The organism is Paenibacillus sp. SJS-P3, from assembly GCF_056711585.1.
In genome coordinates, this window is sequence record NZ_CM160043.1 from 3170567 (window position 1) to 3196316 (window position 25750).

21 protein-coding genes are annotated in these 25750 nt (G+C 59.9%); 2 read left to right on the forward strand and 19 right to left on the reverse strand.

The features are described from left to right. Window positions 1–137: 137 nt before the first annotated feature. The 7 genes from AC06G8_RS14685 to AC06G8_RS14715 all read right to left on the reverse strand — a co-directional run bounded on the left by AC06G8_RS14685 (window position 138) and on the right by AC06G8_RS14715 (window position 7370). Window positions 138–323 (reverse strand): hypothetical protein, encoded by a 186-nt coding sequence (locus AC06G8_RS14685; RefSeq protein WP_480283174.1) that lies wholly within the window; start codon window positions 321–323, stop codon window positions 138–140. A gap of 190 nt (window positions 324–513) precedes the next feature. Beyond that, the gene (gene dnaJ / locus AC06G8_RS14690; RefSeq protein WP_480283175.1) at window positions 514–1653 is read right to left on the reverse strand and encodes a molecular chaperone DnaJ; all 1140 of its coding nucleotides are present in this window, start codon (window positions 1651–1653) and stop codon (window positions 514–516) included. A 397-nt stretch (window positions 1654–2050) separates the two neighbouring features. Continuing rightward, complete coding sequence (dnaK, locus tag AC06G8_RS14695; RefSeq protein ID WP_447661483.1) at window positions 2051–3892, reverse strand: molecular chaperone DnaK; 1842 nt, start codon at window positions 3890–3892, stop codon at window positions 2051–2053. A 90-nt stretch (window positions 3893–3982) separates the two neighbouring features. Continuing rightward, window positions 3983–4531: a nucleotide exchange factor GrpE gene (gene grpE, locus AC06G8_RS14700; RefSeq protein WP_447661679.1), complete on the reverse strand. Its 549-nt coding sequence runs from the start codon at window positions 4529–4531 to the stop codon at window positions 3983–3985. Window positions 4532–4688: 157 nt separating this feature from the next. Then, window positions 4689–5717, reverse strand: coding sequence for a heat-inducible transcriptional repressor HrcA (gene hrcA / locus AC06G8_RS14705; protein ID WP_076354738.1), 1029 nt, complete (start codon window positions 5715–5717; stop codon window positions 4689–4691). 142 nt (window positions 5718–5859) lie between these two features. Further along, window positions 5860–6693 (reverse strand): sugar phosphate isomerase/epimerase family protein, encoded by an 834-nt coding sequence (locus tag AC06G8_RS14710; RefSeq protein ID WP_480283176.1) that lies wholly within the window; start codon window positions 6691–6693, stop codon window positions 5860–5862. A 209-nt stretch (window positions 6694–6902) separates the two neighbouring features. Beyond that, window positions 6903–7370, reverse strand: a complete 468-nt coding sequence (locus tag AC06G8_RS14715) for an N-acetyltransferase (protein ID WP_447661486.1) — start codon at window positions 7368–7370, stop codon at window positions 6903–6905. A gap of 198 nt (window positions 7371–7568) precedes the next feature. On the opposite strand from AC06G8_RS14715, the gene AC06G8_RS14720 reads away from it, so the two are divergent. Together AC06G8_RS14720 and AC06G8_RS14725 are read left to right on the forward strand one after the other, a co-directional pair. Continuing rightward, window positions 7569–8108 (forward strand): DUF1572 family protein, encoded by a 540-nt coding sequence (locus tag AC06G8_RS14720; protein WP_480283177.1) that lies wholly within the window; start codon window positions 7569–7571, stop codon window positions 8106–8108. Beyond that, a complete protein-coding gene (locus AC06G8_RS14725; protein WP_480283178.1) occupies window positions 8108–8395 on the forward strand; it encodes a hypothetical protein in 288 nt (95 codons plus the stop codon). Before AC06G8_RS14720 ends, AC06G8_RS14725 begins: the two co-directional genes overlap by 1 nt. 15 nt (window positions 8396–8410) lie before the next feature. Here AC06G8_RS14725 and AC06G8_RS14730 read toward each other — a convergent pair whose 3' ends face one another. The 12 genes from AC06G8_RS14730 to AC06G8_RS14785 form a co-directional block, all read right to left on the reverse strand. Next, window positions 8411–10777, reverse strand: coding sequence for a glucosidase family protein (locus AC06G8_RS14730; RefSeq protein ID WP_480285446.1), 2367 nt, complete (start codon window positions 10775–10777; stop codon window positions 8411–8413). A gap of 5 nt (window positions 10778–10782) precedes the next feature. Further along, the gene (locus AC06G8_RS14735) at window positions 10783–13098 is read right to left on the reverse strand and encodes a hypothetical protein (protein ID WP_480283179.1); all 2316 of its coding nucleotides are present in this window, start codon (window positions 13096–13098) and stop codon (window positions 10783–10785) included. A gap of 7 nt (window positions 13099–13105) precedes the next feature. Further along, entirely contained in the window at window positions 13106–13936 is an 831-nt protein-coding gene (locus AC06G8_RS14740; RefSeq protein WP_480283180.1) for a carbohydrate ABC transporter permease, read from the reverse strand. A 4-nt stretch (window positions 13937–13940) separates the two neighbouring features. After that, complete coding sequence (locus AC06G8_RS14745; protein ID WP_234992882.1) at window positions 13941–14891, reverse strand: carbohydrate ABC transporter permease; 951 nt, start codon at window positions 14889–14891, stop codon at window positions 13941–13943. Window positions 14892–15060: 169 nt separating this feature from the next. Then, complete coding sequence (locus tag AC06G8_RS14750) at window positions 15061–16413, reverse strand: ABC transporter substrate-binding protein (RefSeq protein WP_480283181.1); 1353 nt, start codon at window positions 16411–16413, stop codon at window positions 15061–15063. Window positions 16414–16489: 76 nt separating this feature from the next. Further along, the gene (locus AC06G8_RS14755; RefSeq protein ID WP_480283182.1) at window positions 16490–18616 is read right to left on the reverse strand and encodes an amylo-alpha-1,6-glucosidase; all 2127 of its coding nucleotides are present in this window, start codon (window positions 18614–18616) and stop codon (window positions 16490–16492) included. Between the two features lie 162 nt (window positions 18617–18778). Further along, the gene (locus tag AC06G8_RS14760; RefSeq protein WP_480285447.1) at window positions 18779–19801 is read right to left on the reverse strand and encodes a LacI family DNA-binding transcriptional regulator; all 1023 of its coding nucleotides are present in this window, start codon (window positions 19799–19801) and stop codon (window positions 18779–18781) included. A gap of 300 nt (window positions 19802–20101) precedes the next feature. Next, complete coding sequence (locus AC06G8_RS14765) at window positions 20102–20509, reverse strand: HEAT repeat domain-containing protein (RefSeq protein ID WP_480285448.1); 408 nt, start codon at window positions 20507–20509, stop codon at window positions 20102–20104. Window positions 20510–20612: 103 nt separating this feature from the next. After that, complete coding sequence (gene hemW, locus AC06G8_RS14770; RefSeq protein WP_480283183.1) at window positions 20613–21830, reverse strand: radical SAM family heme chaperone HemW; 1218 nt, start codon at window positions 21828–21830, stop codon at window positions 20613–20615. Between the two features lie 133 nt (window positions 21831–21963). Beyond that, on the reverse strand, window positions 21964–23781 hold the full coding sequence (gene lepA, locus AC06G8_RS14775) for a translation elongation factor 4 (protein WP_480283184.1): 1818 nt from the start codon (window positions 23779–23781) through the stop codon (window positions 21964–21966). Window positions 23782–23892: 111 nt separating this feature from the next. Beyond that, window positions 23893–24381: a hypothetical protein gene (locus tag AC06G8_RS14780; RefSeq protein WP_480283185.1), complete on the reverse strand. Its 489-nt coding sequence runs from the start codon at window positions 24379–24381 to the stop codon at window positions 23893–23895. 32 nt (window positions 24382–24413) lie between these two features. Then, a complete protein-coding gene (locus tag AC06G8_RS14785; RefSeq protein ID WP_480283186.1) occupies window positions 24414–25646 on the reverse strand; it encodes a stage II sporulation protein P in 1233 nt (410 codons plus the stop codon). Between the last annotated feature and the right edge of the window lie 104 nt (window positions 25647–25750).

Consider the following 25750-nt stretch of genomic DNA (forward strand, 5'->3'; position numbering starts at 1 on the left):
CGGCGACAGATAGACGAACCGAGCGGCCTCAGGCTCATTCCGAACAGCCCGGAAGCCTCCTCCTCCGGGCTGTTTCTCATTTAAGACGGGCTGATTTCGGGCACACCGGCATTTCCAATTCTCTTCCGGGCAGCGGATTATCCTTCCACGGTTCCTCCGGCTCCGGATATGACCGCCAGCGCCTGGGGAAAATAAGTATCTTCCACGACAGCTGTGAGCCTGCCATCCTCTCCCGCGCGGATTTCCGCCGCTCGCAGCATTTCCAGCTTGCGGGAAGCTTCCCTGATTCCTTCCTGCGACGTAAAAGCAGCCTGAATTTCCATGATCTTGTTTTCCTCCCTGTGTCCTTCGTGTGAATGGCCTCTCCTAGGTTGCGCCTTTGCCATGGCGATATTCACCGGGCCGACTTCAATCCGCTTCATTTTTTACCGGTATTTGAAAGGCATTCAATACGTTGATGGTACAAAAAAACGTGTCCATCCCGATGGGACCGACACGTTCAACTTTTATTTATTAATCGCCGCGGAAAGCCTTTTTCATCCGGTCGAAAATACTCTCGTGATGCTCTTGCTCCTGGCCCGGAGCCGAGGAGCCTCCCAAGCCGCCGAGCTGGCGAAGCAGATCCTTCTGCTCGTCGCTGAGGGCGGTCGGGGTGACGACCGTGACCTTGACATGCTGGTCGCCGTTGCCGTAGCCCCGCAGCTTCGGCACGCCTTTGCCCTTGAGGCGGAAGTACGTGCCCGTCTGAGTGCCGGCCGGAATCTTCAGCTTGACCTTTTCGGTCAGCGTCGGAATCTCGATCTCGTCGCCGAGAGCGGCTTGCGCGAACGTCAGCGGGATCTCGCAGTAGATGTCGTCGTTCTCGCGGTCGAAGAATTCATGCGGCTTGACGCGCAGCACGATGTACAGGTCGCCGTTCGGGCCGCCCTTCGTTCCGCCCTCGCCCTCGCCTGTCAGGCGGATTTGAGCGCCTTCGTCCACGCCCGCAGGAATCTTGACCGTAATTTTACGCTGCTTTTTGACTTTGCCGGCGCCATGGCAGGTACCGCATTTTTCCTTGATGATCTTGCCGGAGCCGCCGCAGTTCGTACACGCGCGGCGGTTGACCATGCGGCCGAACGGCGTGTTCTGGACGACCTCCTGCTGGCCGCTGCCGCGGCAGACGGAGCAGGTTTCCGGCTTCGTTCCCGGCTTGGCGCCGGAGCCGTGGCATGTATCGCAATTTTCGGTCCGCGGAATGGTGATTTCGGTTTCCTTGCCGAATACCGCTTCCTTGAACTCGATCGTCATCGTGTACTGCAGATCGTTGCCCCGCTGCGGCGCATTGGGATCGCGGCGGGCGCCTCCGCCGCCGAAGAACATGTCGAAGATGTCGCCGAAGCCGCCGCCTCCGAAGTCCTGCCCCGAGAAGCCGCCGCCTCCGAACTGGTTCGGGTCGACATGGCCGTACTGGTCGTACACCGAGCGCTTCTGGTCGTCGCTCAGCGTATCGTAGGCTTCCTTCACTTCCTTGAACTTGGCTTCCGCATCCGCTTCCTTGTTCACGTCGGGATGGTACTGCCTGGCCATCTTGCGGTAGGCCTTCTTGATGTCTTCGCCCGAGGCGCCTTTATCGACTCCAAGCACCTCGTAAAAATCGCGTTTGTCCGCCAACCTCTCTCACCCCCATGAGCAATTGTGTATCCATGTGCATATGATCGCTGCGGAGACTGTTTGATCTTCCGATCGCTGTTAAAGACGAATTCTTTTCATCGTCCGCCTCTTAAAGGGTAACAATTCGTCTTTAAAGGCGAACGCTTCCGCTTCTCCAGATTCAAACAAGCCTCCTGCGCTAGCTCGCACAATTAGAACTTCCACTGCCAAACCTCAAACCTTGCTCAAACACGCAACAAACGGCTAGCCGCCCTCTCCCTCCCGGAGCCCCGGGCCGGGTGGCCGCAGGGCGCTGCTTGGAAAAAGGCGGAGCCGCTTGATGGATGGCTATTGTTATGGTAACGCGAATGGCTCCTTCAAGTCCACCCTCGCCATTCGCGTCGAGGAAGCGCCTAGCTTACTTCTTGTCGTCGACGACTTCGTAGTCGGCATCCACGACGTTGTCCTTGCCGCCGCCGGCGGAAGCACCGCCCGCGTCTGCGCCAGTAGCGCCCTGCTCCGCTTGAGCCGCTTGCTCATAGAGCTTCACGGACAGCTGCTGAACGATTTCAGTCAGCTCCTCGGTCGCCTTCTGGATGGCTTCGAGATCCTCGCCGCCGACAGCCGCTTGGAGAGCTTCCTTCGCTTTGTTCGCTTTCTCGATCTCGCCCGCATCGACTTTGTCGCCCAGATCCTTAACCGTCTTGTCGACGGAGTAGATCAGCTGGTCGGCATTGTTTTTCGCTTCGACGAGCTCTTTGCGCTTGCGGTCTTCCTCGGCGTTCAGCTCGGCGTCCTTCATCATGCGCTCGACTTCCTCGTCGCTCAGGCCGCTCGAGGATGTGATCGTGATCTTCTGGCTCTTGCCCGTGCCTTTATCCAAGGCGCTGACGTTCACGATGCCGTTGGCGTCGATGTCGAAGGTGACTTCGATCTGCGGAATTCCGCGCGGAGCCGGAGGAATGTCTCCCAGCATGAAGCGTCCAAGCGTCTTGTTGCCCGAAGCCATGGAGCGCTCGCCTTGCAGGACGTGGATCTCGACGCTTGTTTGGTTGTCCGCATAGGTGGAGTACACCTGGGATTTGCTCGTAGGGATCGTCGTGTTGCGGTCGATCATTTTGGTGAACACGCCGCCAGCCGTCTCGATGCCGAGGGAGAGCGGAGTGACGTCGAGCAGCACGACATCCTTGACGTCGCCGGTCAGGACGCCTGCTTGCACGGCAGCGCCGAGAGCGACGACTTCATCCGGGTTGACGCCTTTATGCGGCTCTTTGCCGATCAGCTTCTTGATCGCTTCCTGCACGGCAGGAATGCGGGTGGAGCCGCCGACCAGGACGACCTTGCTGATCTCGCTCGCGGACAGGCCGGAGTCGCTCAGAGCTTGACGCGTAGGTCCGAGAGTGCGCTCGACGAGCGGAGCTGCGATCTCTTCGAATTTGGCGCGGGTCAGGCTCATCTCCAAATGCTGGGGAACGCCGTCTACCATCGTGATGAACGGCAGGCTGATCGTCGTCGTCAGGACGCCGGACAGCTCTTTTTTCGCTTTCTCGGCCGCATCCTTCAAGCGCTGGACGGCAGCTTTGTCTTTGGACAGGTCTGTTCCGTGCTCCTTCTTGAACTCCGATACGATATGGTCGATGATGACTTGGTCGAAGTCGTCGCCGCCGAGGTGATTGTCGCCGCTTGTCGCTTTGACTTCGAAGAAGCCGTCGCCGAGCTCGAGGATGGAGACGTCGAACGTGCCGCCGCCAAGATCATAGACGAGAATCGTTTGATCTTCCGTTTTCTCGAGGCCGTAAGCCAGCGCCGCCGCTGTCGGCTCGTTGACGATGCGGAGCACTTCGAGGCCGGCGATTTTGCCTGCGTCCTTGGTCGCCTGGCGCTGGGAATCGTTGAAGTAGGCCGGTACGGTAATGACCGCTTGCGTCACGGCTTGGCCCAGGTAGGCTTCCGCATCGGATTTCAGCTTCTGCAGGATGATGGCAGAAATTTCTTGCGGCGTGAAGTCTTTGCCGTCCACTGTTTCCTTGTGGCTTGTTCCCATATGGCGCTTGATCGACATGATCGTGCGGTCCGGATTCGTGATTGCTTGGCGCTTGGCCGTTTCTCCGACGATGCGCTCGCCGTCCTTCTTGAAGCCGACGACCGATGGGGTCGTGCGGTTGCCTTCCGGATTCGGAATGACGACGGCTTCGCCGCCTTCCATTACCGCTACGCAGGAGTTCGTTGTTCCAAGGTCGATGCCGATTACTTTGCTCATGAGTATATCCTCCTTCGTTTTCATCCACATTTTATAAATGAAGTATAACCTCTGTATCTTAAAGGCAGCTTAACGCGTCAGGACGCCGGCTCAACCGCTGACCTTGACCATCGCCGGACGAAGCACCTTGTCCTTGAGGATATAGCCCTTCTGGACTTCCTCCACGACGATGCCTTCCTCATGTTCGTCCGACTCCACCTGCATGATCGCCTGATGGAACTCGGGGTTGAACGGGCTGCCGACCGCTTCCATCGCTTTGAGGCCTTCCTGTTCAAGGACGCCTTGCAGCTGGCGGAAAATCATGTCCACGCCTTTGGCAAGCGAATCGGAATCGCCGCTGCCGGCTGCGGCCGCAAGCGCGCGCTCGAAGTTGTCGACGACCGGCAGAAGCTGGGTCAGAAGCTTCGAGGAAGCGTACTGGGCAAGCTCTTCCTTCTCCTTCTGCGTGCGGCGGCGGAAATTATCGAAGTCCGCCTGCGCGCGCAGATAGCGCTGCTGATGCTCCTCCGCCTGCTTCGACAGCTCGTCGTAGCGCGAATCTCCTGCGGGAGCTTCGGCTTCCGCCGCGCCCTCTGCCGGAGCCGGCTCGCCTGCTGCGGCAGCCGATGCCTGCTCGGCCGTCTGTTGATCCGGGTTCATGATATCCCCTTCGTGATGCTGTTCCTGTTCATCTAGCGTATTCTTCTTGGATTCCAAGCATACTCACCTCCTGCAATAATCGCCGCTAGCGGCTTATGTACCGGGATCCCGCCCGGCCAACCCGCACCATGGCGGTGCGGGATCAAATGTCTCCGCTTCAGCGCGGCCCTCCGCGCCCGATCATCAAATGCATGTTGCTGCTGAGTACTCCCAGAAGGCTGATTACCTTGCCATAGTCCATCCGGGTAGGGCCGAGAATGCCGATCGTGCCGAGCGAATGTCCATCGAGGGCATAAGTCGCCGTAATCAGGCTGCAGCTCGCTATCGCCTCATGGTCGTTCTCGGTTCCGATCCGCACCTGGATGCCTTCCGGCATGGACGAGAACAGCTTCAGCATCGTCGGCGTCTCATCGAGCAGATCGAACAGTGTCTTGACCTTGTCGACATCCTTGAATTCCGGCTGCGTAAGAATATTGGTCGTTCCGGAGACGAACAGCCTGCCGTCCTGCTCCGGCCGCAGCGCCTGTTCAAGTATGCCCAGAAGGCCTTCGATCTGCTCGGCGTAACGACCCATTTCTTCCCCGGCTTCCGAGAACAGCCGCGACTTGAGCCGCAACAGCGGAACTCCGCTCAGCCTCTCGTTGAGGAAGCGGACGGCCTTCTCCATGTCGCTCATGTCCAGATCGGCCGGAATCGTCACCGTGCGGTTCTCGACATGGCCGGTATCCGTGACGACGATCGCGACTGCCTTGTCTCCGCCAAGGGGAACAAGCTGGAAATGCTTGAGCGCCTGATTGACCGAGTCGGGTCCGAGCACGATCGAGGTGTAATTGGTCAGGTTCGAGATAATCATCGCGGCATGCTGGACGACTTGCTCCATCTCGATCATCCGGCTCGCAAAAAACGAACGCATCGTCTTGAGCTCGCTGTCCGTGACGCTGTCATGCTTCATTAAGTGATCGACGTAATACCGGTATCCCTGAATGGAAGGGATGCGTCCGGCTGATGTATGGGGCTGCTCCAGGAAGCCAAGCTCCTCCAGATCCGCCATCTCGTTGCGGATGGTCGCAGGGCTGAACCCTACGTCTCCCCGCTTGGAGATGCTGCGGGAACCTACAGGCTCGGCAGACCGGATATAGTCATTGATGATGGCGCCAAGAATCAGCTGCTGTCGTTCGGTCAACATCCGCTTTCTCCTCCCGTGCGTTTCCATTTTCGGCCGGATTGCCGGTTCACCGTTAGCACTCCACCTTGATGAGTGCTAACATTTAATACAAAAATACCAAACCTACTCGACAATTGTCAAGTGATTTGGTATCTGTCCGGCTTCAGCCGGCCGCATAGGGCTCCACGATCCGGCGCACCCTTTCGATTCCGGCCCACATGTCCCCGGGACCGTCGTAGATGATGACGTAGGAGCCGTCGTAACCCGAATTGCGGACAGCTTCCAAACAAAGGCGAAGCTCCTGCTCATCCGGGATGCCGTGCTCGTCGAACTCGGCCTTGGCATGAACGGACAAGCTTCTCGGCAGCGTCATCGCCAGCTCTTCGTACTTGGCCGCTCCCTTGAAATTGCCGAAATCCGTTATCATCGCCAGCGGCCTCTCCGTCCGCCCCAACAGCTTCAGGCAGCTGAGGCCGGTGGAGGTCAGAGGCTTGAAATTCTCTGTCACGATGCGCACTCCGCACTCCTGCGCATAGGCCGACAGCCTGTCCAGGCTCGCCGCGGAGCGTGCGAGAGCATCCTCATCCGTCGGCATGGCTTCTCCTGCAATGACCCGCACCTTCTTCGCTCCGGCAAGGGCGGCTGCATCGATCCAAGACGAGATGTATCGCTCGTCCGCCTCGACTCTGCGGAGATCCGGCGAAGTCAGATTCCCGTAATCCAGCAACAGCGTATCGAATGCGATTCCAGCATTCCGAAATGCGGTTCTAAGCTCGATCAGATAGTCCGGCTCCCTGGAAGGGAAGTGGAAGTGGCATACCTCGAGCGCCTGAAAGCCTTTCGCTGCCGCTGCAGCGGGCAGCTCCAGCAAGGTCAGCTCTTCCGGTTGCGGCTCCAGCGCCGTCCTGTGAACGCCATCTTCCTTGTCCCATATCGTCCAGCGAAGTGGACCGAGGAGCCGATGCAGGCTCCATGTGCTGACGGATAAATACGACATTTGGCAGCATCTCCTTTTGAGATAAGCATATGTTGAAGAAATCGCTTTCATGTCAGGCCAAATTAAGGCCCGAGGACTCACCTTCCATCTATATACCCGGACAATTCAGGCAGGCAGCGTGCCCAAAAGAAAAACCGCCCGTCCCCCGGGCGGCTCCTTCTCCTGCTTCGCGATCGCCCCCTTCAGTTCCTGCCCTGAATCCAGCGTGATCAAATATTCCGCAGCACCGCGATTTCATCGCAAGCATGCTGCTTGGAGCAATGAACGCAATCGGTCCATACTTTCTCCGGAAAGATATCCTTGTTCACGACGGCAAATCCGTTGCGCTCGAAGAAACGGACTTCATAGGTCAGCGCCATGATCTTGGGTATGCCCTGCTCCTGGGCATTCTTGATCAGCAGATCGACGATTTTGCTGCCGATGCCGTATCCTTTGTATCCTTCCGTTATCCCGAGCGAGCGGATCTCGACCAGGTCCTGCCCCAGACGCGTAAGAGAGCCGCAGCCGACGACATCTCCATCGATCTCGGCAATGACGAACGTATCGATCTGCCGGAGGAGCACTTCCCTGGACCTCGGAAGCATGATCCCCTTCTCTGCATAATTTTTGATCAGCTCATACAGCGTATCCACGTCCTGGGGGCTTGCTTTGCGGCACAACGCTTCCTTTACCAGCATCCATGGTCCTCCTCTCGGCCCTTTTTACAATATGAATAAATATACATCAAATAGAATTAATGCTCAAGAAAAAAATCCGCCCGCCTACCTGCCGTCTACCGATAGAAAAAGCTTGGCCTGCCGATCATAAAATCGGTTTGCCTGATATTTCCATCAAAGAGTATGATAGGGACAGCACAAGCCTAAGGAGGAAAACTCATGTCTTCTCAACAGCTCGGGAGCCATCTGCTGCAAAGCTGCCTCGCGACCTTCGAAAGCCAGAAGAAGCTGGCGGACCGCTCGCTCGGCCAAATCGACGACGGGGGCCTGTTCTGGGCGCCCTCGCCGGAATCCAACAGCATTGCCGTCATCGTCCGCCATCTGTCCGGGAACTTGAAGTCCAGATGGACCGACTTTCTGACGGCCGACGGGGAGAAGCCGGACCGCAACCGCGACGGGGAATTCGAGCTTCCGCACGGGACGACCAGGCAGGATGTCCTCTCCGGCTGGGAGGAGGGATGGGCCGCTCTCCGGACGGCCTTCGACTCCCTGCAGCCGGAAGATCTGCTCGGCACCGTCCTCATCCGCGGCGAGCGGCACACCGTCGTCGAAGCGATCCAGCGCCAGGTCGCCCACTTCAGCCATCATGTCGGCCAGATCGTATATGCCGCCAAGGCGTACCGTTCCGGAGACTGGCACACGCTCAGCATCCCCAGGGGAGGCTCGGACGCTTTTAATGAAGCGAAAAGAAGCGGCTGATGGGGAACAATGACTTCTTCGTGACCGGTTATCTCGTCTTCAGCCTGATTCTTATCGTCTTCTTCCTTCTCATTCTAATCGACATCTGGTGGGCTCTGAACGTGCCCAAGACGGGGCCGATCGGGAAAGGGCCGCCGAAGCTATCCGCCTTCGCCTGGATGCGTCTGTACACCACCGGTTGCATCGGCTTGATCAACTTCATCCTGGCTCTTGTCCTGTACCGGCAGCTCCCGCCCCATCCCGAAGAAAGCCTTGGCAAAGCGGCCGCAAAAAAGCCTGCATCCTGAGATGCAGGCTTCTATTCATTCAGGAGCAGCCGCCGCCAGCTTGACGACCCGGACCTCGTGATCGCCTTCGCCCTCGACGTCCGCATAACATCCCTCGCCGTCCGCCGCCAGCTTGATCCGGAGTCCGTCCAGCAGCACGGCTGCCGCCCCCAGCGTCTCGCCCGGCAAGCGCAGCCTTACGGTCCACCCTTCGCCCTGCAGCTTCCAGCGGTACACATCCTCATCTTCCGTGAGCCGGATCTCATAATGCTGCAGCTCCGCCGCATGCTCGCCTAGGCCGAATCCGACGTTGCGGATGGCGGCTTCCTTCCATTCCTCCGGCAAGCGGGGCTGCAGCGTCAGATGCTTGCGGTACGCTTCCGGACCGATGCCGAACATGTAGGCCGCAAGCGGCCACACGATGCCGTAATTGGTCCATGCCTGCACGAAGCAGCCATAGTCCGGAGACATCTCCGACATGGAGCCCGGCAGCCTACGGTTGAAGGTGGAGGCGATCATCCGCGCATAGCGGAGCGACTCGTCCATCCGGCCGTAACGCGCCTCCGCCACCGCTTGGACGCCGGTCGATATCGTCATGATCTGATCGCGGTACATGCCGGACAAATACGTTCCCCAGCGGCCCGTGAACTCCTCGCCGGCCATCCGGTCCAGCGCGCGGATCGCCTGAGGCCGCGGAGCGAGCCCGGCTTCCATCGGCGTGTTGATGACCCAGTTTTTGAACAGCCACGGCTTCTCGAGCTCGGGATGCAGCCCTTCCATGTCTGCCTTCATGGCGAGGAGATCGCGCACGGCGTTATCCGCTCCGAATTGCCTGGCCCTCTCGATGTAGAGATCGATCCGGTCCCGGACCTTGCCGACCGGAGCCATGGCGTCCGCATAGAGTCCTTCCTCTTCCAGCCACATGCCCCGGTTGACGGCCTCTCCGACCCGGACGGCAAGCTCCGCCCAGCGGCTGCGGCCGCTCTCGTCTCCAAGCAAGGCCGCCATCTCCGATGCGGCGTTGAGCGCGGACCACGTATAGACGGCTGTATCGATCAGCTCGACGTTCAAGCCCTCGATCTCAATGATGCCGTAACCTTCCGGCAGCAGGTCGCCGTCGGGGTCCATTTCCCCGAGCAGCCAGTCCAGTCCCTTCTGCACGGAAGGATAGAGCTCGCCAAGGAGCGCGGCATCTCCCGTCCATTTCAGCACCTCCCACAGGCAAGAGATGAAATGGGCCGTCTCCTGCGTATTGCCGGGATGGGCGGCAAGTCCGTTCGTCGACATCTCATGGATGATGCGGCCGTTCCCGTTCGCCTGCTCCGAAGCCCGGTGCAGCAGCCGCACCGTATCCAGAGCCGTCTGCATGCCTCCCGATGCCAGCAGTCCGGGAATCGCATAGCTGCTGTCGCAGCCGAACCACCATGGATACTCCGGCTGGCCCGCCCCGATTCCCCTGCCGACACCCGGAACATCCCGAAGCAGCCAGTCCTGATGGAATTTCACCCAATCGAAAGTTTTCTGCAGATGCTTGTCGGGGATATCCAGCTCGGTGGCGGACAACAGGCTTTCATACCGCAGCACCTTGGCCGCCCACAGCTCTTCGGCCGAGCCGAGCAGCTTCTCGAGGTTTGCCAGCGCGTCGCTCTCGCTGTGCAGCGAGCCCGATACGGCGAACCTCAGCTCGGTCTCGCCTCCGGCGGGAATGTGCACGCCGGCGTATTTCAGCTCGCCGCCGACGCCCTTGCCCGCGGTCCAATGCGGTCCGAACAGCTCCCGGTCGATTTCGCAATCCGAGGCCGGAAGCACGGAGCCGGCCGCGACATGCCAAGGCTGATGCTCATCCCTTGCAGTGAAGACGCCGCGCTCCGGGTGAAACCGGCCTTGATCGAACCCTTCCCGCCACTCCATTCCTTCCGAGTACCAGACCGGACTCAGGTCGGTCCGAACCAGGAAATGGACATCCAGAGAGCGCGGACGATCGAGAAGATTTCGAATAGCGAAGGAAACCAGAATGCCTTGCTCTCCGTCAGGGCAAAACTGCCTGCGGACGATGTCCAGACCGTGCCTGCTCATCGTGTACCGATGTTCGTTGTGGAAGGGATGGTTCACGAAGACGCTCGCCTCCGTCAGCCAGACAGGCGTCTCTCCCGAAGCTCCGCCATCGTCTTCCCGGTCCCGTATGCCGAGCCAGAATCCGTCGAGAAGCTTGACGGGATGCAGCCACAGCCCGCCCATTTCAAGCTTCACGTGATGGCCGAAATCCGGAAATCCTCCGTTCTGTCCCCCGATCAGGCATACCTTGCTGCCCGGACAAAGGAACAGATCCTGCCACGAGGCTCCTTCCGTGTTTCCCTCTTCTTTATATGGAGCCAGCGTCGGCCCTATATCCCATAACTTCATGTTCACTATTCATTCCTCCTATCGGTAATGAAGCGGTCGGCTGCCGCGGCTGCCGCATAGAACAGGCAGCCAGCAGCCAGCGTAGCTGTCACGCCGGCCTCCATCGAGACGGCTGCGCCGAGCAAGGAGCCCCATATGCCGGCCAAGCCGTTCACGGCAAAGAAGAAGGCGGAAGATCCCGGCAGCCGCCGGTCATCCTCGCGAAGCCCGGACGGAAGCGGCATGCCCATCGGCAAGCCGAGCAGCAAGGCAGTAACGCCGACGAACGCCAGCCGCGCGCTGTCGCCGGACACCAGAAGACTGGCCGACAGGGCAGGCTCCGCCAGCAGCAGCATCACCGCTGCTGCGAAGGCGGCCCCGGCGCCGGCGTATGCGGGAAGGCGGAAACGGCCTGCCGCCGCGCTCCCCAAGCTTCCGCCGAGCAGCAGCGGCATGATGACGGCAATGGAGGCAAGCGCCGGACTGCCGAGATAAAGCAAAGCCTTTTGGATGAGCGCTGTCTGGACGGCCATATAACCGATCCCGAGCAGAAGATAGAGCGGATAGGATTTCAAGCGCGGCCTTCCGGCCCGCAGCCTGGAAGCCCGGCCTGGCCCGTACTCACCGATGCCGATGACAAATGCGGCCAGCAGGGTCAAAGCCGTGGCGGCAGCGAGCCATTGCCCGAGAGCGGGCGGCAGGCCGGGGTCAACCTGGAAGAAGAACGGCCGGTCATCCTTGACGGGATCGACCGCGTAATCCGAATCGCGCACGAAGCGGTCGAACGGGACCTGGCCTTGAACGAGCGGCTTCAGCAGCTCCTCGTCGGAGCCCGGAAGGAACAGCGGACGCAGCCCCAGCGAACGCGCCCCGGTCTGAAGCAGGTTCAGCTGGCTCGAGTCGAGCGGCGTGTTCTGGATCAGGGATAGAGTGAGCTGCGGCGAGGCCGACTCGTCGGTTGCCAGGAGCAGGGCCGTGTGGCGGGAAGCTTCCGCCGCCGTGCGCTCCCCGTCCGACATGAGCGCTTCAAGGCCCGTATAATAGGCGCGGACGCCTTCGATGCCTTGATGGGACAGGATGGCGAGCCTTCCTCCCGGCGCCAGCTTGGCCAAATACTCCTTGAACGCTTCCCTCGTGAACACATAGTTTTCAGACAAGGCTTGGCCGCCCATGCCGCCCACCTGCGAATAGACGAGATCAAGGACGATCAGGTCATAACCGCCGGCGCTGCGGGTGAGCACGCTTCTTCCGTCGCCGACGACGGTCTTGACGCCGGGACGATCCAGGAGGCCGCCGTTGTAGTCCGCCTGCTCCCGCATGCTCCGGACGATGCCGGAGCTCAGCTCGACAGCAGTGACATCCTTGGCCCCGGCAAGCAGCGCGTACAGAATGTCGCGTCCCCCGCCCGCTCCGATGACGGCGGTCCGATCCGCCCGTCCAGCGGCGAACGGCAGGAACTCGATATCCCGGGCAAGGCCGGCAACGGAGCTCAGGCTGCCGTCGAACCGGTACATGTAGCTTCCGGCGCCGCCGTTGACGAACAGCATGCGGCGGCTGTCATCCGCGGTCGCGACCGTGTCCGTGCGGGCGAATCCGTCCCAATGCGTCGAGACGACATGGGCGGAAGGATCGCTGCGCAGCGTCCCGACAATCGTCTTGTCAGGCGCCGCGCCGTGGAAAGCGGCGAAATCGAGCCGCCAGCCGTCCAGCTGCCTGGCCGTCTCGAAGGCGGGCGGCGCCGCCGCGAGCAGCAGCACGGCTGCCAGGACGGCATATCTCCTCCTCTTGCCCCGGCAGCCGGCAAACAAGGCGAGCGCCGCCGCAAAGGCAGGCACCGACATAAGGAATACGGCCGCGAAGCCGCCGAGCCGCTCCGTCAGAAAGTAGCCGCACAGCGCGCCTGCCGCTGCGCCGAGCAGATCGGCCGCATATACGGCCGGTGCCGGAGCGGTCCCGGAAGCGAGAGCCCGGCCCGTGACCCAGCCGAAAAGCAGGAACGGCAGCGTGCATAACAGCGCGTAAACGGCAAGCTGCCCCGAATAGGGAAAACGGGCCAGGACAAAGCTCAGGAGGATGGCGTATCCTCCCGCAGCGATGCTTGCCCAGCCCGCAGGAGCCGCAGCCTGCATCCTGCCGGCCTTGCCACCGAACCGGACGGCGGCGTAAGCGCCGGCGCCGGTGCCGAGGACGGCCAGCGAGATCAGAAGCGACACGTAATGATATTGAAGCAGCACGCCGAGCACGTTCGTCAGCGCGATTTCCAGTCCCAGCATGGATGCCGACAGCAGGCCGACGCCTGCCAGCCATCCCGCTCCGCTTCGGTTCAAGGTCAGCTTGGCCATAGGCTCGTTATCCTTTCATTCCGGTCAGCGTGATGCTTTCCACGAAATATTTCTGGCCGAGGAAATAGAACAGCAGCGAAGGCAGCATCGTCACGACGGAAGCCGTCATGAGGAAGTTCCACTGGACGTTGTTCTCGCTCTTGAAGAAGTTGATGCCGAGCGCCAGCGTATACAGCTCCGGCTTGTTCAGGTACAGCAGCGGAGTCATGAAATCGTTCCAGACGCCGTTGAATTGGAGGATGGCCACCGTGATGATCGCAGGGACCGTCAGCGGCAAGATGATGCGGACGAGAATGCCGAGCGTGCTGGCGCCGTCGATTTTGGCCGCCTCCTCCATCTCGACGGGAATCGTCATGAAGAACTGCCTCAGCAGGAAGATATAAAAGGCCGTGCCGAAAAAGGCCGGCACGATGAGAGGCAGCAGCGAGTTCATCCATCCGAGCTCCTTGAACAGGTAGAACACCGGAATCATCGTGACCGAGGTCGGCAGCATCATCGTCGACAGCATGAGGATGAACAGCATGTTTTTGCCCTTCGCCTTGAAGCGGGCGAATCCGTAGGCGACGACCGTGCAGGACAGCACCGTTCCGATGATGTTCGGCACGGTGACGGCAAGCGTGTTGAGCAGCCAGCGGCCGAACGGCAGGCCCGTGAAGGTCGTGATGTAGTTGTCCCAGCGGATCGGATCGGGAATCCACTTGACAGGAACCGTGAACACTTGGTACGACTCCTTCAGCGAAGTGGACAGCATCCAGGCGAAGGGAATCAGCATCACGAGCGAGCCTGCCAGAAGCAGCGCATACACGATGGTTTGATGAAGCCATTTGTTTGTCCGCATGCCTTTACTTCCTTTCCCCTTCATAGTAGACCCAGGCGTCCGAGGACTTCACGACGATCAGCGTCAGCACCAGAATGATGATGAACAGGAACCAGGCAAGCGCGGAGGCGTAGCCCATGTTGAAGTTCTCGAAGGCGTGCTGGAACAGGTAATAATTGTAGAACAGCGTGGAGTTCATCGGTCCGCCTTTTGTCATGACATACGCCTGCCCGAACGTCTGCAGCGCGCCGACGATGCCCATGATCAGGTTGAAGAAGATCGTCGGAGTCAGCATCGGGACGGTGACGTTTTTCAGCTTCTGCCAAGCGTTGGCTCCGTCGAGGTCGGCCGCCTCGTACAGGGACGGCGAGATGCCCTTCAGGCCGGCCAGCCAGATGATCATGCCGCCGCCTACTCCCCAGAGGCTCATGATGACCATGGAAGGCATCGCCCAGTTGGGATCGTAGATCCAGCCCGGTCCCGAGATGCCGAAATAGCCGAGGATCGTATTGAATAATCCGATTTCCGGATTGAATATCCACATCCATAGAACCATGACCGAAACGCCGCTGACGACGGCCGGCATATAGAAGATCGTGCGGAACAGCCGCATTCCCCAGGCAGCCTGATTGAGCAGCAGGGCAAGCGCAAGCGAGAACACCAGTCCCAGCGGTACGGACAAGACAGAGTAGAGAACGGTTACTTTGAGCGACGTCCAAAAAAGCGGGTCGTGATTCAGCGCCTTGGAATAGTTTTTGAACCCGATAAATTTTGCTGGCGTCAGCAAATCCCATTTGGTCAGGCTGATGATAAACGAAGCGATCATCGGACCGAGCACGAAGGCCAGGAATCCGATCAGCCAAGGAGAGATCAGCACATAAAACCATATGGCTTCCTTGCTTGTGGCCCGCATTGCCTTCTTGCGGGGAGCGGCTGCAGTTGTTGCGGAAGCGCCGTCCATCTCCGGCATAGTCATCTTTTATCACCTCAAGCGGATTAAGTGGGACCGACTCCGCCGCCTCTAGGCATGCGGCTGGTCCATTCGGTTGCAGGACAGGATCCGGACAGCCGGGACAGGGGAAGACGATGCGCTTCCCCTCCCTGCTGAGCGGCAGCGCCGCCAAGAGGCGGCGCCATCCCAAGGCTTACTCGGATTTGGCCGTTTGCAGGTCGGCATCGCCTTGCTTGGCGGCTGCGTCCAGCTCTTTCTTCACATCGATCGGCTTGCCGAGCATCATTTTATCCATGACCGATTGCAGCGCTTTGCCTCCGGTCGTGCTGAAGTAAGGGCTTGTTTTTTCCGGGAAGTCCTTGATGTTCGGGATGTCGTCGAGGAACGGCTTGAGTGCCTCGTCCGCCGTCTGGCCGAGCTTCTCCGCGGTCGCTTTGACAGCCGTGAACGCATAGGCTCCGAGAAGCTCCTGTCCTTCGGGACCGGTCAGGTATTTCAGGTAGCTCCAGGCTTCGTCCTTGTTGGCTGACTTGGAGTACAGGCCATAACCGGCGTAGCAGATCGTATTGGCCGCTCCGCTCGGGCCGGCCGGCATGCTGACGACGCCGAAGCTCAGGTCCTTGTTGCTCTTGTAGTCCGTCACCGGCCAGCGGCCGCCTACGCTCATCGCCACTTTGCCTGTCGCGAACAGATCGACGCCCTTGAATGCCGCGCTCTCGGTGCTGGACGGGGAAATGCGGTCCTTCTGGTACATGTCCTGATACAGCTCAAGCGCTTTCACCGTTCCGTCGCTGTTCATGAAGCCGTCGAACTTCTCGCCGTCGGGGCTGATGACGCTGCCGCCGTATGCGTTGATCAGAGGCAGGACCGCACGGGTCCACGCGCCGGGCAGGTTGACTCCCCACTGGGTGATGCGGTCGCCGTCCTTCTTCGTCAGCTTTTTGGCCGTGTCGTACAGCTGCTCCCAGGTCCAGCCTGCTTGCGGATAGGGAAGGCCCGCTTCGTCGAACAATTTTTTATTGTAGAATACGGCCAGGTCGGAATAGTCCTTCGGCAGCGTGTAGTATTTGTCGCCGAGCTTGCCGACGTCGAGGACGTTGGCGTAGTAATCGTCCAGCTTGATTCCGTTGTCCCCTTGGATATAGGAGGTCAAGTCTTCAAGCGACCCCTTGTTCATGAACATGCTGATGTCCCCGTCGCCGATCTGGAATACATCCGGCGCCTGGCCGGTTGCGATCTGCGTCAGCAGCTTCGTGCCGTATTGATCCGGCACGGATTCGATGGACACCTTTACGTTCGGATGCGCTTTCATATAATTGTCCGCAATTTGCTGCTGGATCTTGAGGCTGTCCCCTCCGTCCCACGTTCCGACGCGGAGCTTGACTTCTTTTGCTTCCGTGCCGCCTGAAGCGTCTGCGTTGCTTGCTTTGCCGCTGTTCCCGCTTGCCGCGTTGCCGGAATTGGAGCTTGAATTCGTACCGCAGGCCGTCAGCGCGATCGCCGCCGACATCCCGATGGCCAGTAATGCGGTTCCTTTGATCTTCATGCTTGGAACACCCCTCAAAAGTAGTGGTTATATTAAGGGCCGGCGCGTGGCGCGGGCCCGAAATACCTTCATGCTTCTATTGCTGGCCTACTAAGGAATCCATGTCGACGGTCCAGCCATCCGGCTGCTGAAGCACCGCCGTCCGATACTCGCCGCCAGTACGCACGATCTCCACCGCCAGCCGTCCTTCACCGATTCGCATCCCCTTGATCGTCAGGCGGTTCATCCCTCCCGGCAAAGCCGGCTTCAGGCTGATCGTCCTCGCGGACGGATCGAACTTCAGCCCCGTCATCGCCGTCACGAACACGAGCGGAGTCGCCGCGGCCCATGCCTGCGGCGAGCAGGCGACCGGATAGCGGACCGCGCGGCCTCTGGAAGCCGAATATCCGCAGAACAGCTCCGGCAGGCGGCCGTTCTCGAAATGTCCGGACGCCTCCAGCAGTCCCTCCATCACAATAACGGCTTCCTTGTCGAGGCCGTACCTCGCCAGCCCTATCAGGCACAGCGAATTGTCATGCGGCCAGATGCTGCCGTCATGGTAGCTCATCGGGTTGTAGGCTTTCTCGCCTTCCGCCATCGTGCGGATGCCGTAACCGCTGAACATCTCCGTCGAGACGAGCCGGCGGGCAACCGCCTGCGCCCGCTCCGGCGACACGAGTCCGGACATGAGCGCATGGCCCGGGTTGGACGTCACGGTGCCGACCTGGGCGCTGTCTCCATCCAGGGCGATCGCGTAGTACTGGCGATCCTCCATCCAGAAGCGTTCCTCGAACCGCCGCCTGAGCGCTTCGGCTTCCCCCTCGAGACGCCCGGCCTGAACGATTCTCTCCGGATCGTTCAAGGTCCGGTACAGGCCGGCGAGAGATTGCTTCGCTTGATAGACGTAGCCCTGCACCTCCACCAGGGCAACCGGAGCTTCGGCGTAGCGGCCGTCCCGATGGACGACGGAATCGGCGGAATCCTTCCATCCCTGGTTCGCGATTCCTTTGGATGACTCCTGATGATAAGAGGTGAAGCCTCTGCCGCCGTGGTCTCCATACCGGTCGATCCACTCCAGCGCCCGGTCCGCATGGGGCAGAAGCCGCTTGAGCGTATCCACGTCGCCGGTCCATTTCACATATTCCCCGAGCAGCACCAGGAACAGAGGCGTCGAATCCACCGAGCCGTAATACGGGTTGAACGGAACCTGATTCGTGTTCGCCAGCTCTCCCTTGCGCAGCTCATGCATGATTTTGCCCGGCTGCTCGTCGCGCCAAGGATCCTCCTTCGTCCCCTGGAAATGAGCCATCGTCAGAAGAGTGCCTTTGGCCGCTTCCGGCTGGATCGGCAGCAGCTGCAGCGCCGTGATGAGGCTGTCGCGGCCGAACGGCACCGCGAACCATGGCAGCCCTGCGACAGGGAACGGTCCGAAGCCGATGTCCGTCAGCAGCACGCGGATATCCTGCAGGCCGCGTCCGTACAGCCGGTTGAAGGCGGGCAGATCGCTGTCGACGGATGTCGCCTGCTCGTTCCACTCCCGGTACGACCGGCGCAACGCTTCCAACGCCTCGTCCCTCGGAACGAGCCGGGCTTGCTCCTCTCCGAACGTCGGAGCGAAGCTGAAGTGGACCGCGCTCGACTCCCCGGATTCCAGCTTCATCCGGAATGCCGCCTCCCCTTCGGGAGAGAAGCGGTCCGCTTGCCTGGACCAGCGGGCGATGAGGCTGCGCTTGATGCCGTCCAAGCCGTAATAGGCGAAGTCGAGCCCGTTCTCGCCAGGCAGAGGCGGAGCAGACACGCCTGCGCCTCCGCTCTGGAAACCCCGGATGACGAACATATCCGTGAAGTCGGCCGCGAATCGAAGCGACAGCTCGAATTCCCACGCCATCGGACTGTAGTTTGTCGCTTCAACCGTTTCATAGAGCACATCGCCGTAGATGAAGCGGGTCCGCTTGATCTCGATGGATTCCCGCCACAGCTCCAGCTTGCCGTCCACCTCCATATGCGGATTCGTCAGCAGAATGGTGGACAAGTAATTCTCATCCGCCTCCGAGGAGAGGACGATCGGCTTCTTGCCGTTGATCCGCAGCTCCAGCATGCTGAGGAAGCGGGTGTCCTTCGTATACAGGCCGAAGCCTTGGCCGTCTTCCTGACGCTCCGGAATATCGCCCGAATGGTCGGTCATCAGGAACAGGTCGTTCTCTTTTATCACGCGGTAGTCCATCTGTATGCAATCCCCTTTAGATCTCCAAAACGTTTTGGACAACTTTACATGATGTCCATAAATGATCAGGCCTTATAAAAACTGATATTCCTGAATTAGGAAGCGCTTACTTGTCAACCAAAACGTTTTGGTAATTTCCGAAAATAAAACGCCCTTCCGCTATCACGGTTTTTCGCAGGGCGACGTGCTTTCTCTTATGATCAGTTCGTTATGGAGCATGATCTTGTGGTTCACAGGCCTGCCTTCAATGAGGTCAACGAGCAGCTGGGCCGCTTGGTAGCCCATTTCGTATTTGTTCTGGCGGATGGTCGTAAGCTTGGGAGAACTGTAGGAAGCGATCGCAATGTCGTCGTATCCGACGATCGAGATTCTCTCCGGCACCTTGCAGCCGCTGCGCTCGACCGCCCTCAGCGCTCCGAGAACCATCAAGTCGCTCGCCGAGAATACGGCCGTCACTTCAGGATGATGAAGCAGGATCTCGAACATCGCCTCGAAGCCGCCCTCTTCCGAGAAGCTGCCGTTGAACACCAGCTCGGGCCTGTAGGCGATCCCGTGCTTCTCCAGCGTCTTCCGGTAGCCGCTCAGCCTCTCCAGGCTGACCGCCGCATCGTTGTGGCCGTTGATCATCGCGATATGGCGATGCCCCTGCTCGATCAGATGCCTGACCGCCATGGAAGCTCCCTCCACGTTGTCGGTCGTGACATGTCCGAGGCAGCTGCCCTCGGCCGGGATGTCGATCAGCACGCACGGAAAGTTGGAGTCGTACGTCACTTCCTGCAGGTACGGGTCCTGGACGCGAAGGCCCGATATGATGGCGCCGTCCACATTCCTTTCCTTGCACAGGTCGCTGTAGGATTTGGACATCTGCTTCTTGGCGTTCGTGCTGAACAGCATGATCTCGTAATCCAGTTCTCCTGCCCGGTCGTTGATGCCGCACAGAATCTCGAATGCCATCGCATCCTTCGCTCCGGCCCGGTTGATATCCGACAGGATCACTCCGAGCGTCCGTGTTTTCTTGGTGACCAGGCTGCGGGCGAGCACATTGGGGCGGTAGTTTAGCTCTTTGGCCGCCTTCTGGATCTTTTGGCGGGTGCCCTCGTTCACATCGTCATAGCCGTTCAACGCTCTGGAAACGGTCGTGACGGAGACTCCCGCATACTTCGCCAAGTCTTTTATGGTGGTCAGTCTTCCTCACTCCTTTCTTCCAAAACGTTTTGGAAGCCTTTACCCGCTCAGTATAACGGATAACCGAAAGCGCTTGCAACTGTTTTTTATTCATTTTTTTTCGTTGTTCCGATAAAAGAGAATGCATAGGAATTCGAACATGCCGAATGCGGCACCGGTCGGAACGAAGAGAGCCGCGCCATGAATGCGGTTCAGATAAGACGCTGGATGAGAGCCGGCAGTCGCTGACCGTCCAGGCTCCAAAAAAAAGCCGGGCCGGATCTGTCCTGGACAGATCCGGCCCGGCTTGGCTTGCCAAGCTTATTTGCGGTCGAACGAAGCTTTCCAAACGCTTTCCAGCCATGAATCGAACTCAGGGCCTTTTTCGCCTTCGTAGACGTCATACACGTCGCTTCTCGTCTTCCGCAGCTTCTCCTTGAAATCCTCCAGGGTATGGCCTTCCGGAAGGCTTTTGCGGATGCGGACGATGATTTTGGACACGCCCTTGACCGGCTCGGACTTGCTGCGTGCCGGAGCTTGGACCGGTTCGCCGAAGCTCTTGAGCCCCGAGTAGGCCGCCTCGCGGACGGCATAGACCGGGTCGCTCGCGAGCAGGCGCGTCATGATCTCAACCGACTGAGGCTGCTTGTGCTTGCCGAGCTCCTTGACGGCGGCAAGACGCGCCTTCCAGTCGGAAGTGCGGCTAGCCGCGCGCTTGAGCTCCGCCATAGGATCCAGTTCTTGTTCTTGCTCCGGCTTGAATTCTTCTTGTTTCAATGGAAATTTCCCCTTTTATCGCTTCATAATCAATCATGCTGCCAGTACCGGCTGTTTATACGTCGGCCGTCTCTTCGCCCAGCACGCCGACGAACGCGCCGAACACCTCGTTGCCGAGCAGCACGCCTTGCGAAGTCAGACGATAGCCGGTGCCCGGGCGAAGCGGCGTGCCTCCCGGCAATGTCTCGGTGCCGCCGTCGACACGCTGCATCAAGCCTTCCTGCAGCAGCGGCTGCAGCTGGCTTCCGAATACGCCTTCGATCGTATGGCCCGGGAACTGGTGTTCGAAATCCCGGTCGCGGACGCCGTCCAGCAGCCGCAGGCCGACCATCATGAAGTCCTCCATCGCTTCCGTATCCGGGATCCGCTCCTCCGACAGGCGGGGCAGCCGCTGCAGACCGGCATCGATGTAAGGCTGCACGCCTTTGATGTTGACATGCCTGAGCCCGTGGATATAACCGTGCGCGCCGGCTCCAAGCCCGTAATAGGGCTCATTGCGCCAGTAGGTGGAGTTGTGCCGGCTCTCGAAGCCGGGCTTCGCGAAGTTGCTGATCTCGTAATGCTCGTATCCCGCGCCCTGCAGACGCTCGATGAGATGGAGATACATCTCCAGATCCTCGTCCTCGGTCGGCAGCGGCAGCTCGTTGCGCTCGTACATATGGTGGAAGAGCGTGTTCTCCTCCACCTTGAGGCTGTAGAGCGAGTAATGCGGCAGATCCAGCTCCAGAGCCTTGTCGACGCTGTCGGACAGCATTGACACCGTCTGCTTCGGCAAGCCGAACATCAGGTCGATGGACAAGTTGCGGAAGCCCGCCGCCCGCGCATTGTCCAGGCTGCGGTACACGTCGTCCACGTTGTGGATGCGGCCGATCCGCTCCAGAAGCCCGTTGTCGAACGACTGCACGCCGAAGCTCAGCCGATTCACCCCGCCCGCGAACATGACCGCGAGCTTGTCCGGATCGGTCGTGCCGGGATTGGCCTCCATCGTGAATTCCGTTCCCTCATGCAGCGGGAAATGCTTCCTTACGGCGGCAAGGAATCTCTCCATCTGAGGCGGAGTCAGCACCGTCGGAGTGCCTCCTCCCACGAATACCGTATCGATGCGCTCGGCCGGAATCGCGGCCAGAGTGAGCTCCATCTCCTTCTCCAGCGCGGTCAAATAGCTGTCGACCGGCTGCCCTTGCAGCACATAGGAGTTGAAGTCGCAATAAAAGCATTTGTTCGTGCAAAAAGGGATATGAATGTAAAGCGCCTTGGGCGCGTGCTTCAGCATGGCGATGCCTCCTCTACCGGGAACCGCTGCACTTCGGGTTCCCTTAAACGCTGCAAGAGGAGAGCCGCGGCTCTCCTCCAGCGAAGCTGGCTGCCGAATGGGCGGAAGCGCCCATTCGGCCTATGTCCAGCCATCAATCCTCGTCGATTTTCAGGACGGCCATGAACGCCTCTTGCGGAATCTCGACGTTGCCGACCTGCTTCATCCGCTTCTTGCCTTCCTTCTGCTTCTCGAGCAGCTTGCGCTTCCGGCTGATGTCGCCGCCGTAGCATTTGGCAAGAACGTTCTTGCGCATCGCCTTGACCGTCTCGCGCGCGATGACCTTCTGTCCGATCGACGCCTGGATAGGCACCTCGAACATCTGGCGCGGAATCAAATCCTTGAGCTTCTCGCAGATGACCCGTCCGCGCTGATAGGCGCGGTCGCGGTGCACGATGACGGACAAGGCGTCGACCGTCTCGCCGTTCAGCATGATATCCATCTTCACCAGCTTGGACTGGCGGTAGCCGGACAGCTCGTAGTCGAAGGAAGCATACCCCTTCGTGCTGGATTTCAACTGGTCGAAGAAGTCGTAGACGATCTCTGACAGCGGAATCTGGTACGTAATGGTGACTCGGTTCGTATCCAGATACTCCATGTTCACGAATTCGCCGCGCTTGTTCTGGCACAGCTCCATGACGGTGCCGACAAAATCGTTGGGCACGATGACGGCGGCCTTGACGTACGGCTCCTCGACATGCTCGATCTTGCCGACCTCCGGGTAGTTGGACGGATTGTCGATGCTCAGCACCTCGCCGCTCGTGAGCGTCACGGAATAGATGACGCTCGGCGCGGTCGTGATGAGGTCGATGTTGAACTCGCGCTCGATGCGCTCCTGGATGACGTCCATATGGAGCAGACCCAGGAATCCGCAGCGGAAGCCGAAGCCGAGCGCTGTCGACGATTCCGGCTCGAAGGTGAGGGACGCGTCGTTCAGCTGCAGCTTCTCGAGCGCCTCGCGCAGGTCGTTGTACTCCGTGTTGTCGATCGGATACAGGCCGCAGTATACCATCGGGTTGATCTTGCGGTAGCCCGGAAGCGCTTCGGGAGCCTTGCGCTTCGCTTCGGTCACCGTATCGCCGACGCGCGTGTCCTTGACATTCTTGATGCCGGCGACGATGAAGCCGACATCTCCTACGGCAAGCTCGTCCACGATGCTCATGCGCGGCTTGAAGGCGCCGACCTCGATGACCTCGAATTCAGCGCCGGTCGCCATGAAGTGGATCTTGGAGCCGGCCTTGATGCTGCCGTCGACGACGCGCACGTAGACGATGACGCCCTTGTACGGATCGTAGTGGGAGTCGAAGATCAGCGCCTTGAGCGGCTGGTCGGGATCTCCCGTCGGAGCTGGAACCTTCTTGACGACCTGCTCCAGAATCTCCTTGATGCCGATGCCCGCCTTGGCGGAAGCGAGGACGGCGTCGCTCGCGTCGAGCCCGATGACATCCTCGACCTCCTGCTTGACCCGCTCCGGCTCCGCGCTCGGCAGGTCGATCTTGTTGATGACCGGAAGGATCTCCAGGTTGTTGTCCAGCGCCAGATAGACGTTGGCCAGCGTCTGGGCCTCGATGCCCTGGGCCGCGTCCACGACCAGCAGCGCGCCTTCGCAGGCCGCGAGGCTGCGGGAGACTTCATAGGTGAAGTCGACGTGTCCGGGCGTATCGATCAGGTTCAGGATGTACTCTTCCCCGTCATCGGCCTTGTAGCCGAGGCGCACGGCCTGCAGCTTGATGGTGATGCCGCGCTCGCGCTCGAGATCCATCTGGTCGAGTACCTGCGATTGCATTTCGCGGGAGGTCAATGCTCCGGTATATTCCAGAATACGGTCTGCCAGCGTCGACTTCCCGTGGTCGATATGCGCGATAATGGAAAAATTCCGTATCTTCTGTTGGCGGTCGCGTACGTCTGCCATGCTTAACTATCCACACCCCTCAATTATCTAACCCATTCGTACCATTATACCCGAGGCGGACCGGGGCGGCAATGAGCGGCAGGGAAAGGAAACGGGCCCGTCTGCAAGCCCTTATTTGGTAAAGGAGTCGAAGAGGGTCACGATCAGGCGGATGCCGGAGCTGGAAACGCTCTGCAGCATGCCGGCCGTTCCGTCGGCAAGGCGATTGACGCCGGTGTCGGAATCCAGCGGCGCGACTCCCGGCAGCCTGGACCATTCATCCCCGCCCGGGTCTCCATTCCATGCCGAGACGTCTCCGCCCGCTGCGCCGGCCGACTCCGCATCTCCGGCGAATGCCGTCTGCGCCTCTGCCGAGGCGGACGGCTGGACGCCGTACTTCTCCTGAAGCCGGCGCAGCTCGGCTTCGTATTTCTGAGCCGCCTGCAGCTGCTCGCGCGCTTTCGCGGCTTCTGCGAAACGCCCGACCGCCGCGGGATCGGAGCCCTCGATCGGTCCGTATACCCGGTTGATGCCGCCCGTCGTCATCTCCATCCCGAACATCAGCACGGCCGCCAGGGCGGCGCCCAGCACGGTCCATTTGAGCTGGCTTCTTCTGCGCATGATGACCTCTCCTCTCGATTAATCGAATCGAATCAAGCTTTCTCGCCCTCGAAATACAGATCCGCGATCACTTCGGCCAGAGCGTCGGCCGTCCGATAGCCTTCCTCCAGCGAGTTGTCGATGCCGCCGACCTCGACGAGCACACTGTCCGAAGCCAGCGATTGATTGTACTCCCCGTTGCCGGTCGTCACCGTCTTGCCCCAGATGCCGCGCGACAAGCCGGGATAACGTTCGTTCAGCAGGTTGTGGATCCGCTCGGCGAATTTCTCGTTTTCTTCCCAATTCGGATTTTTGCGGCCGATGATGAAAAATACTTTCGCGTAATCCTTGCCGCCGATATTCACCGTCGTCGTCTTGCGCTTGGCGGAATCCCGATGGATATCGAAAAAGAACTTCAGTCCTTTATTGGCGCTCATCGCTTCCTGAACGCTCTTCTTGGAATACTTGTAGCTCATCGTATATTTGAAGCCCGGAATCACAGAAGGATAATCCGTGCTGGAGTGTACGGCTCCGACACCGCGTTTCTCCAGCTGCTCGGCCAGCCTCTCTCCGACATTGGCCACGTTGACCTTGGAGGATTCCGGATTCGTTCCGGGCTTGCTCACTTCCGGATTGTAGGATTCACGGATATGCGAATGATAGATGAACACGGCCTTGCTGCCGCCAGCGGCGGCTGGAGGCGTTCCGCTGCCGGCGCCGCCGCTCTCCGGACCGCTCTGCCCGCTGCCCGCCGGATCATCCTGCGGCACACCGATCGGACCTACGGGCGAATCGTCCTCGATGCCTGCATCATGGCCGTCTTCGCCGGAGTCGTCGCCTGCTGCCGCCTCGGGCTCGTCCTCCGGCGTCTGATCGCCCGCAGCGCTCGCCTTGCCGGCCAGATTCTCGCCGCCGCTCTGCATGACGGGCATGCCTGCCGCCAGCAGGCTGCGCGGGCTGCCCGGATTCACGTCGGTCAGCATGCGAAGCACGAAGCTGCTCACTTGCCGGGTCGATACGCTCTCGCCATGCCCGCTGCTCTGGAACGCAGGCATCTCCATTCCCAGCATGTCCGCCAGAAAGGCGCTTGAAACCATGGATGTCAATCCTTTCATAGAGGAAGCCGGCGATGATGGGTCCTGATGGCGGACAATCGAAGCGGCCCCGGCCAGCACGAAGATGATCATGGAGCAGAGCGACAGCAGCACGAAGGTGCGTCCCGCAGCGAGGAACTCGCGGATGCGGAGACTGCTTATTTCCGGATTGACGGCCCTGATTCGTTTCATATCGGTTCTCCTCCCGAACGCGGTTCTGCGGTTCTGAAAGCGAAAAACAGAATTTTGCTCTCTCAACTGTTTCTACTCTATGAGGAAAATAGAAGTGATAGAAC

Coding starts and splice junctions, on each gene's coding strand:
- dnaK (WP_447661483.1), bottom strand. CDS start 3,892: ATGAGCAAAGTAATCGGCATCGACCTTGGAACAACGAACTCCTGCGTA.
- AC06G8_RS14765 (WP_480285448.1), bottom strand. CDS start 20,509: ATGGCGGAGCTCAAGCGCGCGGCTAGCCGCACTTCCGACTGGAAGGCG.
- AC06G8_RS14785 (WP_480283186.1), bottom strand. CDS start 25,646: ATGAAACGAATCAGGGCCGTCAATCCGGAAATAAGCAGTCTCCGCATC.
- AC06G8_RS14755 (WP_480283182.1), bottom strand. CDS start 18,616: ATGGACTACCGCGTGATAAAAGAGAACGACCTGTTCCTGATGACCGAC.
- AC06G8_RS14720 (WP_480283177.1), top strand. CDS start 7,569: ATGTCTTCTCAACAGCTCGGGAGCCATCTGCTGCAAAGCTGCCTCGCG.
- AC06G8_RS14715 (WP_447661486.1), bottom strand. CDS start 7,370: ATGCTGGTAAAGGAAGCGTTGTGCCGCAAAGCAAGCCCCCAGGACGTG.
- AC06G8_RS14745 (WP_234992882.1), bottom strand. CDS start 14,891: ATGACTATGCCGGAGATGGACGGCGCTTCCGCAACAACTGCAGCCGCT.
- AC06G8_RS14740 (WP_480283180.1), bottom strand. CDS start 13,936: ATGCGGACAAACAAATGGCTTCATCAAACCATCGTGTATGCGCTGCTT.
- AC06G8_RS14725 (WP_480283178.1), top strand. CDS start 8,108: ATGGGGAACAATGACTTCTTCGTGACCGGTTATCTCGTCTTCAGCCTG.
- grpE (WP_447661679.1), bottom strand. CDS start 4,531: ATGAACCCGGATCAACAGACGGCCGAGCAGGCATCGGCTGCCGCAGCA.
- hrcA (WP_076354738.1), bottom strand. CDS start 5,717: ATGTTGACCGAACGACAGCAGCTGATTCTTGGCGCCATCATCAATGAC.
- AC06G8_RS14730 (WP_480285446.1), bottom strand. CDS start 10,777: ATGAAGTTATGGGATATAGGGCCGACGCTGGCTCCATATAAAGAAGAG.
- hemW (WP_480283183.1), bottom strand. CDS start 21,830: ATGCTGAAGCACGCGCCCAAGGCGCTTTACATTCATATCCCTTTTTGC.
- AC06G8_RS14735 (WP_480283179.1), bottom strand. CDS start 13,098: ATGGCCAAGCTGACCTTGAACCGAAGCGGAGCGGGATGGCTGGCAGGC.
- AC06G8_RS14710 (WP_480283176.1), bottom strand. CDS start 6,693: ATGTCGTATTTATCCGTCAGCACATGGAGCCTGCATCGGCTCCTCGGT.
- lepA (WP_480283184.1), bottom strand. CDS start 23,781: ATGGCAGACGTACGCGACCGCCAACAGAAGATACGGAATTTTTCCATT.
- AC06G8_RS14750 (WP_480283181.1), bottom strand. CDS start 16,413: ATGAAGATCAAAGGAACCGCATTACTGGCCATCGGGATGTCGGCGGCG.
- AC06G8_RS14685 (WP_480283174.1), bottom strand. CDS start 323: ATGGAAATTCAGGCTGCTTTTACGTCGCAGGAAGGAATCAGGGAAGCT.
- AC06G8_RS14780 (WP_480283185.1), bottom strand. CDS start 24,381: ATGCGCAGAAGAAGCCAGCTCAAATGGACCGTGCTGGGCGCCGCCCTG.